This window comes from Streptomyces sp. NPDC060027, from assembly GCF_042737005.1.
GTDB lineage: Bacteria > Actinomycetota > Actinomycetes > Streptomycetales > Streptomycetaceae > Streptomyces.
On record NZ_JBHWVI010000097.1, the window covers coordinates 12,323 to 30,245 of the forward strand.

Below are 17,923 nucleotides of genomic sequence, written 5' to 3' on the forward strand. Positions count from 1 at the left end.
TCCCGGCGTCAGAGTTTGAGGGTGAACCACGTGGTCTTGCCCGCGTCGGTGGGACGTACGCCCCAGTCGTCGGCGAGCGCGCGGACGAGGATCAGGCCCCGTCCCGACTCCTCGTCCTCGGTGGCCGGGCGGGGCTGCGGCAGATGCGGGCTGTGATCGCTGATCTCCACGGTCAGATCGGTGGCGGTGCGGCACAGGTGCAGGCCGATGGGTCCCTGGGCGTGCTGGACGGCGTTGGTGAGGATCTCGGAGAGCAGGAGCCGGGCGTCATCCGTGGTGGGCCCGCAGTCCCATGAGGTCATGGCCTTGCTGAGGAAGGCGCGGCCCTCCGGCACCGATTCGGGAGCCGCGGGCAGGTCGGTGCTGACGGTGGCCAGGGGCCCGTCGGGCAGCCGGGTGAGCAGCAGCGTGACGTCGTCGTTGTGCCCGTCGGCGTCCGGGAGCAGGGCCGTCAGCACATGGTCGGCGGCCACCTCCAGGTCGGGCGCGGTGACGAACAGGTCCCCGAGCGTCGCGGTGAGCCGGGCGAGCTGGTCCTCGATGTCGCTGCCCGGCGTCTCGATGAGGCCGTCGGTGTACAGGACGAGCGTCGCCCCGGGCGGTATCACCGAGGTCGCCTGCTCGTAGAGGACGTCGCCGACACCGAGCGGCGCGTTCACGGGTGCGGGGAGCGGCCGGGCACCGGCACCGGGCGTGGCCACCAGCGTCGGCAGATGCCCTGCGGAGCAGACCGTCACCTCGCCCGCGTCGGCGGAGATGACCAGATAGCAGCAGGTCACGAGCTGGTCGGGCACGTCCAGGTCGCCGACGACGGCCTCCAGGGCCTGCATCAGCTGGCGGGGTTGCATGCCGGTCTTGGCCAGGGCGTGCGCGGCCGAGCGCAGCTGACCCATCACGGCGGCGGCGTCCAGACCGCGGCCCATCACATCGCCGATCAGGACCCCGACCCGGCCGGCTCCCAGCGGGATCAGGTCGAACCAGTCGCCGCCCACCCCGGCTCCCTGCGTGGCGGGCCGGTAGCGGCTCGCGGTGGTCACACCGGGAATGGCGGGCGGGGTGCCCATGAGGCTGCGCTGGAGCGTGAGGGCGATGTGCCGCTGCTGTTCGTAGAGGAAGGTCAGCTCCGCCTCGGCCTTCTTGCGGTCGCTGATGTCCCGGACGATGGCGCAGGCACCGATGACCGAGCCGTCCGGCGCGCGGGTGGGCCACAGGGTGATGTCCACGTCCAGCAGGGCACCGGAGCGGGTCAGCCGCAGGGTCTCGAAGTGCTCGACCTTCTCACCGCTGCGCAGCCGGTTCAGGAGCGTGTCGACCTCGTCCCGCCGCTCGGTGGTGGCGAGCAGCGACACGTGCCTGCCCATCACCTCGGCCCGGGTGTATCCGTAGAGCCGCTGTGCCGCCGCGTTCCAGTACGTGATGTGCCCGTCCAGGGTCTTGGCGAGGATCGCGTCCTGGGAGGACTCCACCAGACCGGCCAGCTCGTTGATCCGGGCCTCGGCCGCCTTGCGGTCGCTGACGTCGCGGACGGCGGCGGAGACGAGGAGGCCGTCGGCGGTCTCCAGCGGGCTGAGGCTGATCTCGACGGGGAATTCGGTGCCGTCCTTGCGCAGGCCGTGGAGTTCGAGTCCCGCGCCCATGGGGCGGACCTGGCGGTTGCTGGCGTAGCCGTCGCGGTGACGGTGGTGGTGGGCATGGAAGCGGCCGGGTACGAGGAGTTCGACGGGGTGCCCGAGCAGTTCCTCGCGCCGGTATCCGAAGAGGGCTTCGGTCTGGGCGTTGACGAGTCTGATGGTGCCGGTGTCGTCGACGATGACCATGGCGTCCGGTGCCGCCTCCAGCAGCCCCCGAAACCTTTCCTCGGCCCCCGCCGGTGCGCCGTCACGAGCTTTGCCACCGCACCGGCATTGCCTTGGGTCCGCCGCATCGGCGGGCCGCGTTGAAGTCTCTTTGACGAAGTCGCCCATACCCGCCCCAGATGTGCCGCGTACTGTGAGCGACCCATCCCAGCGCACATCGATCGGGCGCGCGGTTACATGTCGTTAACTGGCCCTACCGAGGTCGAACCTGTCCTCGGCGGCACATTCCCTGGTCGGTTGCCCATGTCATTGTCTTCACCGACAGACGGAAACCGGGCCCGCTCCGCGCGGACCCGGCCCCCGCACCAATGGATCCGCTACCGAACCAGGTCCACGTCCACGGCCCGCACGAACGCCACCCGGTGACCGAACTGGATCTCGTAGTACTGGTCGGTTCCGATCACGACCTTGTGCGGTGTCGTGTCGAAGGTCGGCGCGTAGAAATATTCGCCGGGCACCTTGTCACCGGCCGCGTACCGCTGGCCCGCGAGCACCTTGTACGGCAGGGGCGAGACGGCCTGGACGGGCACGCCCGCCGGGTACGCCTCCTTCTCCGGGTACGCCCTTCCGTACACGGGGATCTCCGCCAGACCCTCCTTGGGCGTCACGGCGGGCCCCGATGCGCTCACCGCCGTCGGCTGCTTCCTCGGGTTCTCGAACCAGGCCTTCTGGCCCAGGTACCAGATCGCCGTCCAGTCGCCCTCCCGTCCGGCGAGCGCGTACCGCTGTCCGGTGGAGGCGCGCGAGCCGACGTCGTTCACGCCGGTCGTCGAGGCGTCGCCCTTCGGGTACAGGCCGATGTCCTGGATGAGCGGCGAAGTCACGTCCGGCCGGGAGTAGAGCCGTACCTCGCTCGAACCGTGTGCCGCGCAGGGCTCGCCCTTGGTGACGCAGCCCGTGTACACCGGCTGGTTCGCGTCGAAGTCGGGCAGGACCGTCACCAGGCCACCCCCCTTGCCGAGCGTGCGGTGGAAGGGGTGCCCGAGCAGGGTGAAGTAGTGCTGCCAGTCCCAGTACGGGCCCGGGTCCGTGTGCATGCCCGGAATCGTGGAGGTCGTGGGGCCCGGCACATTGTCGTGCCCGAGGATGTGCTGCCGGTCCAGCGGGATGTCGTACTTCCTGGAGAGGTACCTCACCAGGCGTGCCGACGCCCGGTACATCTCCTCGGTGTACCAGGTGTCGGGCGCGGTGAGGAAGCCCTCGTGCTCCAGACCGATCGACTTCGCGTTGATGTACCAGTTGCCCGCGTGCCAGGCCACGTCCTTGGCCTTCACATGCTGGGCGATGTGCCCGTCGGTCGACCGCAGGGTGTAGTTCCACGACGCGTAGGTCGGGTCCTGAACGAGGTTCAGCACACCGTCCCAGGTCCCCTCCGTGTCATGGATGACGATGTACTTGATGCTCTGCGCGACCGGCCGGTCGCCCAGGTCGTGGTTGCCGTAGTCGCCCTCGCCGAACTCCTCGTACGGGGCCGGGATCCACTCGCAGGACACCGTCCTCGGGCACTCCGTGCCCTCGGCGGAGACCGTCCGCAGTCCCGCGTCGGCGAGCCGCGCGGTGTCGGGGCTCAGCCCCGGCTGGGCGGCGAGCGTCACCTGCTGACCGGAGTCCGTGGTGCGCTTCTCGCCCGCCCGCAGCACCTCGTAGACGTCGTCGGCGTAGGTCGCCGCGGTGGCGGTGTCGTCCGCTCCCGAGAAGCGTGCCACCGCCCCGTACCAGTCGGCGGCGTCGGCGCTCAGGGGCTCGGCGAGGTCCCGCTGCGCGGCGGCGAGGAGTGCGGCGCCGCCCGCGACGTTCGCCGCCGCGTCGGTACGCAGCCGCTCCGCCGGGAGGCCGGTGAGGTCGGCCGCCTTCGTCAACGTCTTCAGCCGGGCCGGGAGTTCGGAGTCCTTCGGCGCCTTGATGTCGGGCAGGAGGGCGGGGCGCGAGCTGTCGCCGCGGGCGTCCTCCGTGCCGTCCCCGTGGTGCGGAGCCCCGGCGATCGCCGTCCGGGCGTCGGTCAGGTGCATGGGACCGTAGCCGCCGCTGACGCTCGGAGCGCCGGCGTGCGCGTCCCAGCGGGACTGCAGGTAGGACACGGCGAGCAGCACGCTCTGCGGCACGTGGTACTCGGTGGCCGCGGCGGCGAAGGCCCGCTGCAACCCGGTCGCGGGAGACTCCTCGGCGGAGCTCGAAGGGGCCGCGCCGAGCAGGGGCAGCAGCAGCGCCGCCGAGGCGACGGCTCCCGCGGTCCTGCGCGCGCGTCTGTGCCCGGTGGTTCCCTTGGGTTCGGTGGCGGACCAGTGCAATGCAGCCTCCTGGGACGGTCGGGCGCGGTGGGGCGTGCGAGGGCCGAACGCGTCAGTGCTACCGGCTCTCCGACGATCCGTCAATCATGCCCAGAGGCAGGCGATTTCCCATGTCAGGGCGGGGCGAAGGGGGTTTCGTGGCGGTGGCCTCCCGGCCTGCGAGGCGTCAGTGGAGTGGACCAATGCCCCCGAACGGCGGTGCCCCGACATGACAGAGGTCCACGGTGCGCCGGTGTCTCGGCGTGACCGTGGACCTCCGTCCCCTTCAGCGAGTTCCGACCGCCGCGCGAACGGCCCGCCGGGCCATCTGGCAGTCGTCGTGCAGCCGCCTCAGCAGTAGCCGCTGTTCCTCTCCGGACGGCGCGGCAGCCGGGTGGGCCGGGCCCGGTGCCGCCGGGGCCGCGTCGTGCAGGGAACGCTGCACGGCCGTCTCGTACGTACGGATCTCCCGGGTCAGGACGATCATCAGGTTCACCAGGAAGGCGTCCCGTGCGGCGGGGCCCGCCGACTGCGCGAGCTGACTGATCTGACGGCGCGCCACGGGAGCGTCACCGAGGACCGCCCACAGTGTCGCCAGGTCGTACCCCGGCAGATACCACCCCGCGTGCTCCCAATCCACCAGCACTGGACCGGCCGGTGAGAGAAGGACGTTCGACAGGAGGGCGTCGCCGTGGCAGAACTGGCCCATGCCCTGGCGGCCGGACGAAGCCGCGATGCCGTGCACCAGCTTCTGCAGATCGCCCATGTCCCGGTCCGTGAGCAACCCCAACTCATGGAAGCGGGAGATCCGTTCCGCGTAGTCCAGCGGGGCGTTGAAGGTCCCCGCCGGCGGCCGCCACGCGTTCAGCCGGCAGATGGCGCCCAGCGCGGCGCGGATGTCCGCGCGGGGCGGGGCCTCGGCCGGGTGCCGGTGGAGCGCGGCCACGCGGCCCGGCATGCGCTCGATCACCAGCGTGCAGTTGTCCGGATCCGCTGCGATCAACCGGGGCACCCTAACCGGTGGGCGGTGCCGGACGAACGAGCGGTACGCCGCTATTTCATGCCGGATCCGCTCGGCCCAGACGGGGGAGTGGTCCAGTAAACACTTGGCGACAGCCGTGCTGCGCCCCGTCGTGCCGACGAGGAGCACGGAGCGTCCGCTGCGGCGCAGCACCTGGACCGGAGCGAACTCCGGACAGATCCGGTGCACCGACGCGATCGCCGTGCGCAACAGGGCGCCCTGAGGGCCGGACAAGTCGAGTCTCCCGCTGAGCGGTTGGGTGCCGAGCCCCGGCACGCGCCGCGTCCGGCCGGCACCGAGCACGGGGGCCGCCTGACGCGCGGGGTCGAGGTAAGGGCCGCTGCCCACCGGGCGGGAGTGCAACGACCGGGGCGGAGCGGACACGGAGGACGATGCTGTGTACATGGGCGAAACAGATCCCTTCGTGTGCCTGCAAGTTGCCGCGCCGCCCGCCCCGGCCGCCCTGGCTCATCCTGGGGAATGTCCCTGGCAACCGGGTCGGGGTGGCGCGTTCCTACCTGACACCCGGCGTGCACTGGCACACCATCTGGCGCACCCTGGCGAACCCTGGCGAATAGTCGCTCAGCAACTGACAGGCGGTTACTGTCGAAATCAGCCGAGAACCTGGGGGCTTGACGTGAACGGACAACCCAACACCCGCCTGGCGGACCTGTTCGGCCTGGTTGGCTGGTCCAAGGGCGAGCTCGCGCGGCTGGTCAACCGGCAGGCGGCGGCCATGGGCCACCCCCAGCTGGCGACCGACACCTCGCGGGTGCGGCGGTGGATCGACATGGGAGAGATCCCGCGCGATCCGGTGCCGCGGGTGCTGGCGGCTCTGTTCACCGAGCGTCTCGGCCGTGTCGTGACCATCGAGGACCTCGGTCTGGTCAGGCACGGGCGTACGGGGAAACGGCAAGGCGGCGGGAGTGTGGAACATCCCGATGGCATGCCGTGGGCGCCCGACCGAACCGCCGCGGTCCTCACCGAATTCACGGGAATGGACCTCATGCTCAACCGACGCGGCTTGGTGGGCGCGGGTGCCGCGCTCGCCGCGGGATCCGCACTCAGCACTGCCATGCACGACTGGCTGCACACCGATCCGGCTCTGACGGCCGACGCTCCGCAGTTCGAAGACCCCCTGCACGCCGACCTCGCCGGGTTCGACCGCTATGAGGCCGCCCCCATCGGGTCGCAGGAGATCGAGGAACTGGAGCGCTCCGTCGAGGTGTTCCGGGCCTGGGACGCGGCCCGCGGCGGCGGGCTGCAACGCAAGGCCGTGGTGGGCCAGCTCAACGAAGTGGGAGGCATGCTCTCCTACCGGCACCCCGACCATCTCCAGCGGCGCCTGTGGGGCGTCGCCGCCAACCTCGCCGTCCTCGCGGGCTGGATGTCGCACGACGTCGGCCTGGAGCCCACGGCCCAGAAGTACTTCGTCATCGCCGCCCACGCGGCCCGAGAAGGCGGTGACCGGCCGCGCGCGGGGGAGGCGCTCTCCCGAGCGGCTCGCCAGATGGTGCACCTGGGCCGGCCCGACGACGCGCTCGACCTGATGAAGCTCGCCAAGTCCGGTTCCGGCGAGGAGGTGCTGCCCCGCACCCGTGCCATGCTCCACACCATCGAGGCCTGGGCACAGGCCTCCATGGGCAAGGGGCAGGCCATGCGGCGCACCCTCGGTGTGGCGGAGGACCTGTTCGTCTCCGACCGCGGTGACGTACCGCCGCCCAGTTGGATGCAGTTGTTCGACGAGGCCGACATGCACGGCATGCAGGCTCTCGCCTACCGCACTCTCGCCGAGCACGAGCCGTCCGCCGCCGCCACCGCGCAGCGTCACGCCAAGGAGGCGCTGAAGCTGCGGGAGTCGGGCCGGGAGCGGTCGAAGATCTTCGACCACATCTCCCTCGCGTCGGCCTGCTTCATCGCCGACGACCCCGAACAGGCCGACCGCTACGCGCGACTGGCCCTGACGTCGATGGGGTCCAACTCCTCCCATCGCACCTGGGACCGCCTGCGCGAGATGTACCGGCTCACCGGGCAGTACTCCAGCTATCCGAAGATCAGCGATCTGCGTGAGGAGATCAAACTCGCGCTGCCGAAGGTTTCGTCGAAGCCCAGGGGCGGCAACAGCGCGCGGGCGTAAGGGACCTGTTCCCCCGCGTGGGTCGGTGTTCCGGGCCTGGTCGCCGGGTGACGGGTGCCGCCATGACTCGGCTGACAACGGCGTCAGCCGTCAGTGGCCGATGCCGATCCCGGCCAACTTCCCCTGTCGTCAGCCGTAGGCGTCGTCGGGCACGGGTGTCATCGGCTGCGGCGTCAGGATCCGATCCGGGCGATGAGCACGCAGGCGTCGTCCTCGCGCTCGGTCTCGCCGAACTCCTCGACAACCATCCGAACACAGTCCTGGGCCGTTCGGGCTCCGTCGAAGCGCGGGGCCAGGCCGAGCAGGCTCCGGACGGCCGCCGTTCCTTCCCGGCTCCCGGCCTTGTCCGGATGAGGGGTCCCCGACCGCCGGGGCACCAGTCCCTCGGTGTGCAGGAGCAGCAGGTCGCCCACGTGGAGGGTCTCTTCGGCCTGCCCGTAGACGGCGCCGGAGGTGGCTCCGAGCAGGACGCCCTCGGGTGCGGCCAGCGCACGCCCCGTCCCGTCGCGGAACAGCAGCGGGGCGGGGTGTCCTGCCTGCGCCCAGCTCAGGGTGCGGGTCTCGGGCCGGTAGCGGCAGCAGACGGCGCTGCCCAGGGCGGGCTGGACGGTGGCGTCGAGCAGTTGATTCAGCCAGGAAAGGAGCTGCCCCGGCCGGGTGCCCGCCACGGCCATACCGCGCAGGGCGCCGAGCATCATCGCCATGCCGGAGGTCACGGTGACCCCGTGACCAGTGAGGTCGCCGACGCTCAACAGGGTTTCGCCGTCGGGGAGTTCGAGTGCGTCGTACCAGTTTCCGCCGATCAGCGCGCTGGTGGAGGACGGCAGATAGTGTGCGGCGACGTCCAGGGCCCGGGGCCCTTGGCGCGGGAACCGCAGGGAACCGCGCCAAGGCGGCAGTACGGCCTCCTGGAGCTCGACCGCGAGCCGGTGCTCGGTCTCGGCGACGTGCTGCTGACGCTGGAGCGATTCACGGGTCTCGCCCACCGTCCGCTGGCTGCGGCGCAGTTCGCTGACATCGCGCAGCACGGCCCACATCGAGGCGGTGCCGCCGTCGGCGTCCAGGACGGGCTCACCCATCATGTGCACGGTCCGCACTCCGCCGTCGGGGCGCACGATGCGGAACTCCCCGTCGATGGGCTTGGCGTCGATGAGGCAGTCGGTGACCATCGTCGTCAGCATCGGCCGGTCCTCGTCCAGGACCAGGGAGGGCAGTTCGTCGAGGGTGAGCGGGGGAGCGGAGGCGTCCCGGCCCAGGATCTGGTAGAGCTCACCGGACCAACTGGCCTCGTCCGTCAGCAGGTTCCACTCGGCGCTGCCCACTCGGCTCAGCAGCGAGCCGCGCCGGGGTGGGGCCGGCACGGCCTGGGCGGCGGGGGTGTCCGTGGGCTGGACGGGAACGGCCGGCGGGCCGTCCCGCAACTGCGCCAAGTGCTCGTCCAGGTCGTTCAGTTGATGGAGTGCCAGGTTGCACAGCGCCCGTTGCCAGCGCCCCTGCGCGTCCTCGTCGTCGACGGGTGCCTCACGCCGTACGGCGTCCACCTCGCCGCGCAGGTGCCGCGTCTGCGAGATGAGCGCGTCGACCGTGCCGCGCCGGGGCGGCTGAGCGGCGGGGCGGTCCGCAGAGAGATGGGAGGGCATGACGTACTCCGATGCGGGAACGGTACGACCTGGGCTGACGGAAGGACCGTTACGACTGTCGCACAGCCCGCGACGCGCTGTAAGGGATTTGGCAACACCCGATACGGGGGTGCTTCTGGTATATGCCGCAGTCCTCCCGGACCGGGCGAGTGGTCCCGATGCGGTAGGTGTCGTTAGGGGTCAAGTCGTAGACGCCGTACGTGACTTGAGGTCCCCAAGACGTACGCGCGCCCTGCCTTCATTCTCCTGTTCGAGGGGCATGTGTGCGAGTCCCCGGGCCCGGGAATCTCTTCCGATCGCCGCCTTACAGGCAGCGCACGAAGTCCTTCACCTCGGTCTCGTAGAGAAAGGACGGATCGATGCCCATCGAGGTGAAGTTGCCTTCGATCTCCAGGCCGACCAGTCCGTGCAGATGGGCCCACAGCATCGTGGAGCGCACGGCGACCGCTTCCGACGTGTTCTCGAAGCCGTGGCGTTCGCGCCAATCACGGAACTGCGCGGCCGCGTCTTCCGGAACCCGCGTGCCCGGCTCGGCGAGGGCGCTCACCGCGTCCAGGAGTACGGTCATGGCGGGCTGAGAGGCCTCGACCAGGCTCGTGGACTGGGCGTCGTACCCCTGGAGCGGGGCCCGGAAGAGCAGGCGGTAGCGGTGCGGCTCGGCCAGCGCCCAGCGCCGGTAGGCGCGGACCAGCTCGGTCAGCCGGGTGACCGCGTCCGCCGTGCACTCCTCGGCGGTGCGGCGGAGGGCCGACGCCAGGTCTCCGTAGGCGTCGACGACGAGTTCGGTCAGCAGGCTGTCGCGGTTGGCGAAGTAGCGGTAGAGCGCGGGCCCGGTCATGCCCAGCTGCTTGGCGATCGCGTTGAGCGACAGCGCTTCCGGGCCGCCCTCGGCCAGCTGGCGCAGTGCCGCCGTCTTCACTTCCTGCTGGACCTGCGCGCGAAACCGGTCGCGCGGGCCCGTCCCGGTCCGGGTGTCTGCGGCCATGTCATCGCCTCTTCGTGTCAGGTGCGGGTCTCGGGCGGGCTGTCCCGCTCTTCGGCGGACGGAGCGCGAGGAAGCACGCTTCGCTTCGTTAGATGTTATCACGGTCGCGATAAGCAGTAACGGAACAGCTGTGCGCAAGCGACATCAGGCGGCTCCGCGCCAGCGGTACCGGGCGACTTTGCACAGTGGTGTCGAGCGACTGTGCACAGCGACACCGGGCGGCTTCGGGTGACTCGGGCCCGGGCGAACGGTTTCGACCGTTGTTCACCCACCCCTCACCGCGCCGGCTGAGTCTCGGCGAACGCGCTGGGCACGCTTGCTCGCGGTGTGCCACAGGGGCACCCCCCAGTGACGAGGGCGGGCGAATGACACCGATCAGCCGAAGAAGCTTTGTGGGGCTCGGCGCATCCGTGGTGGCGGGAGCCGCGACGGGCGTCGGCTCGCGTCCCGCGACGGAGGCGGCGACCGGCACGATCTCGGACGTACAGCACGTCGTCATCCTCACGCAGGAGAACCGCAGCTTCGACCACTACTTCGGGCGGCTCAGGGGAGTCCGGGGCTTCGACGACCGCAGCGGCATCGCGCTGTCCGGCGGGTACTCGGTCTTCGACCAGCCCAACGGCCAGAGCAGGCAGTACCCCTGGAAGCTCAGCTCCACGCCCGCGGCGGGCGGCAAGGACGGCGAGACCCTCGCCCAGTGCAGCGGCGACCTCCCGCACTCCTGGTCCTCGCAGCACGCCGCCTGGAACAAGGGGCGGCTCGACAAGTGGGTCTCGGCAGTCGGCAACGTACGGTCGCTCGGCTACCTCGACCGTTCCGACATCCCGTTCCACTACGCGCTCGCCGACAACTACACCATCTGCGACGCCTACTTCTGCTCCGCGCTCAGCGCCACCGGGCCGAACCGCACCTACCTGTGGAGCGGCAAGGTCGACGCTTCCAGCTACGACGGCGGCGACGAGTCGGGCCTGACCTGGCAGAACTGCGCCGAGGCTCTCCAGGCGGCGGGTGTGAGCTGGAAGGTCTACCAGAACGCCCAGGACAACTACGGCGACAACGGCTGCGCCTACTTCAAGAAGTTCGCCGCCGCCAAGGCCGGCGACCCGCTGTACGACCGGGGCATGGCCTCCGTCCCGAAGGCCACCGGCTCCACGCCCGACGACATCGCCGCGGCCATCAGGGCCGACGTCGTCGCCGGAACCCTGCCCCAGGTTTCCTGGGTGGTCGCCAACCAGGCGTTCTCGGAGCACCCGTACGCCCCGCCCGGCGACGGCGCCCACTTCGTCGACCTGGTGTACAAGGCACTCGCCGCCGACACGGACGTCCTCGACTCCACCGTCCTGTTCCTCAACTACGACGAGAACGACGGGTTCTTCGACCACGTGCCGCCGCCCGCCCCGCCCGCCGGGACCGCGGGCGAGTACCTGAACGGCGTCCCGTACGGCCTCGGTTTCCGGGTCCCGCTGCTCGTCATCTCGCCCTGGACGCGCGGTGGCTGGGTCTCCTCGGAGGTCTTCGACCACACCTCCGTCCTGCGTTTCCTGGAGACCTGGACCGGCGCTCTCGGCAAGCCCGCGGCCTGCCCCAACATCAGCGCCTGGCGCCGCAGGGTCGCCGGTGACCTGACCGGTGTCTTCGACTTCGCGCACCCGGTTCACGGCGCCGTGTCGCTCCCCGCGACGAGCGTCATCGGGTACGCCACCTGCGGTCCGCTGCCCAACCCTGTGCCGACCACCGGCGCGCTGCCCGCACAGGAGCCCGGAACCCGGCCCGCCCGGGCGCTGCCGTATCAGCCCAACGGCTTTCTGGACCACCTGGAGTTCGGCGCGACCGGCAGGATCCTCGCCTGGTTCACCATGGCCAACCGGGGCGCCCCGGCCAGGAGGGCGGCGCACTTCTCCCTCCACCCGAACGCCTACCGGGACACCGTGCCCTGGCAGTACACGGTCGACGCGGGCGGCACCGCCTCCGACTCCTTCAACATCGGCACGGGCTACGGCGACGGCAAGTACGACTTCTCGATGACCGGCCCCAACCGTTTCCTGCGCCGCTTCAAGGGAGACGCGACGAAGGCGGGCAGGTCGGCCGAGGTCGGCGTGCGGTACGCGACCGAACCCGGCACCGGGAAGACGGCCGTCTACTTCACGATGACCAACTCCTCCGCCTCCCCGGTGACGTTCACCGTCACCTCGAATCACTACCGCTCCGACGGACCCTGGACGTACACCGCCGCGGCGGGCGGCTCGGCGGAGGCCTATTTCAACGCGGTGGCGTACCAGGACGGCTGGTACGACTTCACGATCACGGTCGGCTCCGACGCGAGCTGGTCGCGCCGCTTCACCGGCCACCTCGAGACGGGTGCCGCGAGCGTCAGCGGCTGATCAGGCGTAGAGGTCCGGGCGCGGGACCTGCTCGACGGTCACCCGGCCGCCGTTCTCCAGCGCCCGGACACCCGCCTCGGCGACGACGGACGCCGCGTACCCGTCCCAGACGCCGGGTCCGGTGACCCGGCCGGCCCGGGTGGCGTCCACCCATGCCTGCACCTCGCGGTCGTAGGCGTCGGCGAAGCGGACGAGGTAGTCCTGCGCGACCTCCTCGTACCTGCCGCCCGCCGACGTCACGGCCATGCCGCGCTCGTCCCCGATACGTGCGGTCCCCGACTCGCAGACCGCCTCGCACCCCACCTGGTATCCGAACCCGGAGTTCACGAAGACCTCGACGTCGACCAGGGCGCCGCCGGCCGTCTCGAACACGACGAACTGGGGGTCGATCAGCCCCTCGGGGGCGTTCGCCGACGGCTGGGGACGCAGCACGGTCACCGCGGTGAGCTCCTGGCCCAGGAGCCAGCGCGCCGCGTCGATCTCGTGCGAGACCGAGCTGTTCACCAGCATCGCCGAGGTGAAGCCGGGCGGCGAGGAGACATTGCGGTGCGTGCAGTGCAGCATCAGCGGGCGGCCCAGCCGACGGCTGTCCAGCAGGGACTTGAGGCGCTGGTACTCGGCGTCGTACCGGCGCATGAACCCGACCTGCGCCAGCCGCCGTCCGAGCCGTACCTCCGCCTCCACCACACGCAGCGCCCCGGCCGACTCCGGCACCAGCGGCTTCTCGCACAGCACCGGCAGACCCCGCGCGAAGGCAGCGAGCAGCGCCTCCTCGTGCGCGGGGCCCGGGGAGGCGATCAGTACGGCCCGCACGCCGGGGGCGTCGAGCGCGGACGCCGTCTCGGCGTGGACCGAGACACCGTCGATGCCCGCCACCGCTTCCGCGGCGCGATCGGTGTCGGGGTCCGCCACGGCGGCGACCCTGGCACCGCTGACCACCTGGTCGATTCGACGTATATGGTCGGCCCCCATGTGACCGGCACCCAGTACCGCCACACCCAACAACTCGCTCACGCGATGCGCACCTCTCCGACGACAGCTCGGGATCGTTCCGTCCCTCTGATCCGATTGTCGGCCGGATAGATCAATAAGGCAGTACCCCGGTGATGCCTTTCGAGCCACAGGGATCCCTCCATGGACGAAAGCGCTGGATTCGCCACCTGTCGCCTCTCGTCGGGCATTTAGGGCAATTGGTTGTTAGTGTCGCTCAGGTCGCCAGATGACCTTGCCCCGCATCGTGGTCCCGCACGACGATGCCCGTCTCCGCAGGACGCCCATGACGCAGGCCGACACGGACACTCCGGCGCCACCGGCTGCCAAGCTGACGCTGATCACCCTCACCATGATGGTCGTCGGCTCCATGGTCGGCGCCGGTGTGTTCTCCCTCCCGCGGCGGTTCGCCCAGGAGACGGGCGTGGCCGGCGCGCTGATCGCCTGGGCCGTCGCCGGCACCGGCATGCTGATGCTCGCCTTCGTCTTCCAGCGGCTCGCCATCAGCAGGCCGGACCTCGACGCGGGCGTCTACGCGTACGCGAAGGCGGGCTTCGGCGAGTACCTCGGCTTCTTCTCGGCCTTCGGCTACTGGGCCAGCGCCTGCGTGGGCAACGTGACGTACTGGGTGCTCATCATGTCGACCATCGGGGCGATCGCGCCCGCGCTCGGCGACGGGGACACGGTCCTCGCGGTGGTGCTCTCCTCGGCCGGCCTGTGGGCGTTCTTCCTCCTCATCCGGCGCGGGGTGAAGGAGGCGGCGGCCATCAACCGCATCGTCACCGTGGCCAAGATCGTGCCGATCCTCGTCTTCATCATCCTGGCGCTCTTCTATCTGAAGCCCCAGGTCTTCGCCGGCAACTGGGGCGGCGCCGACTACGCAGGCTCCCTCTTCCAGCAGGTCAAGGGCACCATGCTGGCCACGGTGTTCGTGTTCCTCGGAGTGGAGGGGGCCAGCGTCTACTCCCGGCACGCCAGACGCCGTGAGGACGTCGGCCGGGCGACCGTCCTCGGCTTCCTCAGCGTGTTCGCCATCTTCGCCTCGGTCACGATCGTGTCGTACGGGCTGATGCCGATGGCGGAGATCGCCGAGCTCAGACAGCCGTCGATGGCCGGGGTCCTGGAGAGCGCGGTCGGCACCTGGGGCCAGGTCTTCGTCAGCGTCGGCCTCATCGTCTCGGTGCTCGGCGCCTACCTCGCCTGGACGCTGATGGCGGCCGAGGTGCTGTTCGTCGCGGCCAAGGACGAGGACATGCCCCGCTTCCTGTCCCGCTCCACCGCCGCCGACGTCCCGGTGCCCGCGCTGCTCCTGACGACTCTGCTCTCCCAGGTCTTCCTGGTCGTCACGCTGTTCTCGGACGACGCCTTCAACTTCGCGCTCGACCTGACCAGCGCGCTGACGCTCATCCCGTTCCTGCTGGCGGCGGCCTTCGCTGTGAAGATCACCCGGGGCAGGTTCGGCGGCGACCTCGTCGTCGCCTCCCTCGCCACCGTCTACACGGCGTTCCTGCTCTACGCGGCCGGACTGAGGTTCATCCTCGTCTCCTTCATCATCTACGCGCCCGCCACCGTGCTGTTCGTGATGGCGCGACGCGAGCAGGGCAGAGCGCCGTTCTCGCCCCGCGAAGTCGTCATCCTCGTCATCTCGATCGCCGGTGCCGTCCTCGGGATCGTCGCCCTGGCGCTGGGCTGGATCAGCCTCTGACCCGTCAGCCTCCGACCTGGAGAAAGGCACACCGTGACCAGTCAAGACACCACGAGCCGTCCGGCGTACGGCGTCCACTCCGAGGTCGGCAGGCTGCGCAAGGTCCTGGTCTGCGCACCAGGCCTGGCCCACCGCCGGCTCACCCCCACCAACTCCGACGACCTGCTGTTCGACGACGTGATGTGGGTGGAGAACGCCCAGCGCGACCACGCCGACTTCGTCAACAAGCTGCGCGGACGCGGCGTGGACGTCGTGGAACTGCACGACCTGCTCGCCCGGACCATGGCGCTCCCCGCGGCGAAGGACTGGCTCCTGGACCGCAAGATCACAGCGAACGAGGTCGGACTCGGCCTGGTCGACACCACCCGGGCCTTTCTGGAGTCCCTCGAACCCGCTTCCCTCGCCCAGTACCTGATCGGCGGACTGGCCACCGCCGACCTGCCCGACGAGTTCCGCTCCGGCTATCTCGGCCTCGCCCGTGAATCGACCGGTGTGCGCGAGTACCTGATGCCACCGCTGCCCAACACCCTCTACACGCGCGACACCACGTGCTGGCTCTACGGCGGCCTCACTCTCAACCCGCTCTACTGGCCGGCCCGCCACGACGAGACGCTCCTGATGAAGGCGATCTACTCCTTCCACCCGGACTACGCGGGCTCCACCGTCTGGTGGGGCGACCCCGAACTCACCTGGGGCCAGGCGACGTTCGAAGGTGGCGACATCATGCCGGTCGGCAACGGCGTCGTCCTCATGGGCATGAGCGAGCGCACCTCACGGCAGGCCATCAGCCAGGTCGCGGCCGCCCTGTTCCAGAACGGCGCCGCCGAGCACGTCATCGTCGCGGGCCTGCCGAAACTGCGCTCCGCGATGCACCTCGACACCGTCTTCACCTTCGCCGACCGCGACCTCGTCACCCTGTATCCGGCCATCATGAACTCGGTCCACACCTTCTCGCTGCGGCCGAGCGACAAGGCCCCCGGCGTCGAACTCACCGACGAGGGCTCACGTCCCTTCACCGATGTCGTCGCCAAGGCGCTCGGACTGTCCGAACTGCGGGTCGTCGAGACGGGCGGCGACATCTACGCCTCCGAACGGCAGCAGTGGGACAGCGGCAACAACGCCGTCGCCCTGGAGCCTGGCGTGGTGTTCACCTACGACCGCAACACCCAGACCAACACCCTGCTGCGCAAGGCCGGCATCGAGGTCATCACCATCGTCGGGGCCGAGCTGGGGCGAGGGCGCGGCGGCGGACACTGCATGACCTGCCCGATCGTGCGGGACCCCGTCGACTTCTGACGCCCGGCCGCCGCCCACCGACGCTCAGAAGGAGTCCGGATCGGCGGCGGCCCAGTCCGCCGCCCAGGACGAGGGCGGCCCGGCCAGCAGCATCCCGGGCGCGAGCCACTCGTGGAGCTCGGCGTACGACCGTACGGCCGTCGCGTCGACGCGCCGCAGCAGACGGTGGGGCGTGAGGTCGCCGGGATCCCGTGCGCCCATCGCGGCCATGATCCGGCTCGCGCTGCGCACGGTCGCCCGCTGGTAGCGGCGTACGCGCTCGGACTTGTCGGCCACGTCCAGCGCGCGGACCCGGCGGGGGTCCTGGGTCGCCACGCCCACCGGACAGGCGTTGGTGTGGCAGAGCTGGGCCTGGACGCAGCCGAGGGCCAACATCATCGCGCGGGCCGCGTTGGTGTAGTCGGCCCCCTGGAGGAGTCGTTTGACGATGTCCGAGCCGGTGGCCACCCTGCCGCTCGCCCCGATCCGGACGCGGTCGCGCAGCCCGGTGCCGACCAGCGCGTTGTGCACCGTGATCAGGCCCTCGGTCAGGGGCGCGCCGAGAGTGCCGGAGAATTCCGGGGGCGCGGCCCCCGTACCGCCCTCGGAACCGTCGACCACGATGAAGTCGGGTGTCACGCCCTCGGCGAGCATCGCCTTGCAGACGGCCAGGAACTGGCGCCGCGAGCCCACGCAGAGCTTGAAGCCGGTCGGCTTGCCGCCCGCCAGCCGCCGCATCCGCGCGATGAACAGCACGAGCTCCCGTGGGGTCGAGAAGACCCGGTGGTACGGCGGCGACACCACGGTCTCGCCCTCGGGGACATCGCGCGCCCGGGCGATCTCGGCGCTCACCTTCGCCCCCGGCAGGACCCCGTCGGTCCCCGGCCCCGCCCCTTGGGAGAGTTTCAGGGAAACGCACTTCACCTCGGGCAGCGCGGCCTGGTCCGCGAACTCCCGCGCCTCGAAGTCTCCCGTGGAGGTGCGGCAGCCGAAGTACCCCGTGCCGATCTCCCAGACGAGGTCGCCGCCGCCCCGCAGATGGTGGTCCGACAGGCCGCCCTCGCCGGTGTCGTGCGCGAAGCGCCCCAGCGCAGCGCCCCGGTTGAGCGCCATGATCGCGTTCGACGAGAGCGCTCCGAAGCTCAGCGCGGAGACGTTGAGCAGTGCCATGTCGTACGGCTGGGTGCAGTCGGGGCCGCCGACGCGGACGACGGGCGGCTCGTCCGGCACCTCGACCGGACGCATCGAGGGCTCCAGGAACTCGTGGCCGCCCGCGTACACGTCACGCCCGGTGCCGAACGGCCCCTCGGTCTCGACGCCCTTGGCGCGCTCGTACACGAGGGCGCGCACCTGGCGGTCGAAGGGCCGCCCGTCGTGGTCCCGCTCGGCGAAGTACCGCTGGAGCCTCGGGCGCAGGGCCTCCAGGAGGAAGTGGAGATGGCCGAGCAGGGGATGGTTCCGCAGCACGGAGTGCCGTCGCTGTCCCAGGTCCCAGCAGCCGAGCACGGTCAGCGCCAGCAGCGGGCCCGCCGCGCACCACCACCACGCCGAGACGCCGTGGACGAGGACCAGCGCCCCGGCCGCACCGAGGGCGACGAGCAGCAGCGAGAGCATCCGGCGCACACCACGAGTCAAACCCATGGGGACGAAAGCCGCCGATCGGAAC

The 17,923-nt window shown here is 70.6% G+C and carries 11 protein-coding genes; 4 read left to right on the forward strand and 7 right to left on the reverse strand.

The genetic code is table 11. From position 1 onward, the window contains the following. Positions 1-8 precede the first annotated feature (8 nt). The 3 genes from ACFWBT_RS23360 to ACFWBT_RS23370 all read right to left on the reverse strand — a co-directional run bounded on the left by ACFWBT_RS23360 (position 9) and on the right by ACFWBT_RS23370 (position 5,549). Positions 9-1,817 carry a PAS domain S-box protein gene (locus ACFWBT_RS23360; RefSeq protein ID WP_385703443.1) on the reverse strand — a complete coding sequence of 603 codons (1,809 nt, stop codon included), beginning with the start codon at positions 1,815-1,817 and terminating at the stop codon, positions 9-11. Positions 1,818-2,173: 356 nt separating this feature from the next. After that, complete coding sequence (locus ACFWBT_RS23365) at positions 2,174-4,144, reverse strand: N-acetylmuramoyl-L-alanine amidase (protein ID WP_385703445.1); 1,971 nt, start codon at positions 4,142-4,144, stop codon at positions 2,174-2,176. A gap of 265 nt (positions 4,145-4,409) precedes the next feature. Beyond that, a complete protein-coding gene (locus ACFWBT_RS23370) occupies positions 4,410-5,549 on the reverse strand; it encodes an aminoglycoside phosphotransferase family protein (protein ID WP_385703447.1) in 1,140 nt (379 codons plus the stop codon). A 232-nt stretch (positions 5,550-5,781) separates the two neighbouring features. Here ACFWBT_RS23370 and ACFWBT_RS23375 point away from each other — a divergent pair, with 232 nt between their 5' ends. Further along, a complete protein-coding gene (locus ACFWBT_RS23375; RefSeq protein ID WP_385703449.1) occupies positions 5,782-7,281 on the forward strand; it encodes a hypothetical protein in 1,500 nt (499 codons plus the stop codon). 173 nt (positions 7,282-7,454) lie between these two features. On the opposite strand, the gene ACFWBT_RS23380 is transcribed toward ACFWBT_RS23375, so the two are convergent. Further along, positions 7,455-8,921: a PP2C family protein-serine/threonine phosphatase gene (locus ACFWBT_RS23380; RefSeq protein WP_385703452.1), complete on the reverse strand. Its 1,467-nt coding sequence runs from the start codon at positions 8,919-8,921 to the stop codon at positions 7,455-7,457. A gap of 304 nt (positions 8,922-9,225) precedes the next feature. Next, positions 9,226-9,906: a TetR/AcrR family transcriptional regulator gene (locus ACFWBT_RS23385; RefSeq protein ID WP_385703454.1), complete on the reverse strand. Its 681-nt coding sequence runs from the start codon at positions 9,904-9,906 to the stop codon at positions 9,226-9,228. Positions 9,907-10,271: 365 nt separating this feature from the next. On the opposite strand from ACFWBT_RS23385, the gene ACFWBT_RS23390 reads away from it, so the two are divergent. Then, complete coding sequence (locus tag ACFWBT_RS23390) at positions 10,272-12,287, forward strand: phosphocholine-specific phospholipase C (protein ID WP_385703457.1); 2,016 nt, start codon at positions 10,272-10,274, stop codon at positions 12,285-12,287. Here ACFWBT_RS23390 and ACFWBT_RS23395 read toward each other — a convergent pair whose 3' ends face one another. Then, positions 12,288-13,301: a Gfo/Idh/MocA family protein gene (locus tag ACFWBT_RS23395; protein ID WP_385703459.1), complete on the reverse strand. Its 1,014-nt coding sequence runs from the start codon at positions 13,299-13,301 to the stop codon at positions 12,288-12,290. 262 nt (positions 13,302-13,563) lie between these two features. Between ACFWBT_RS23395 and ACFWBT_RS23400 the strand changes: the two genes are divergently transcribed. Both ACFWBT_RS23400 and ACFWBT_RS23405 read left to right on the forward strand, forming a co-directional pair. Beyond that, positions 13,564-14,982 (forward strand): basic amino acid/polyamine antiporter, encoded by a 1,419-nt coding sequence (locus tag ACFWBT_RS23400; RefSeq protein ID WP_385703465.1) that lies wholly within the window; start codon positions 13,564-13,566, stop codon positions 14,980-14,982. A gap of 33 nt (positions 14,983-15,015) precedes the next feature. Next, on the forward strand, positions 15,016-16,278 hold the full coding sequence (locus tag ACFWBT_RS23405) for an arginine deiminase (protein WP_385703462.1): 1,263 nt from the start codon (positions 15,016-15,018) through the stop codon (positions 16,276-16,278). A 24-nt stretch (positions 16,279-16,302) separates the two neighbouring features. Here ACFWBT_RS23405 and ACFWBT_RS23410 read toward each other — a convergent pair whose 3' ends face one another. Further along, a complete protein-coding gene (locus tag ACFWBT_RS23410) occupies positions 16,303-17,871 on the reverse strand; it encodes an FMN-binding glutamate synthase family protein (protein ID WP_385703467.1) in 1,569 nt (522 codons plus the stop codon). Between the last annotated feature and the right edge of the window lie 52 nt (positions 17,872-17,923).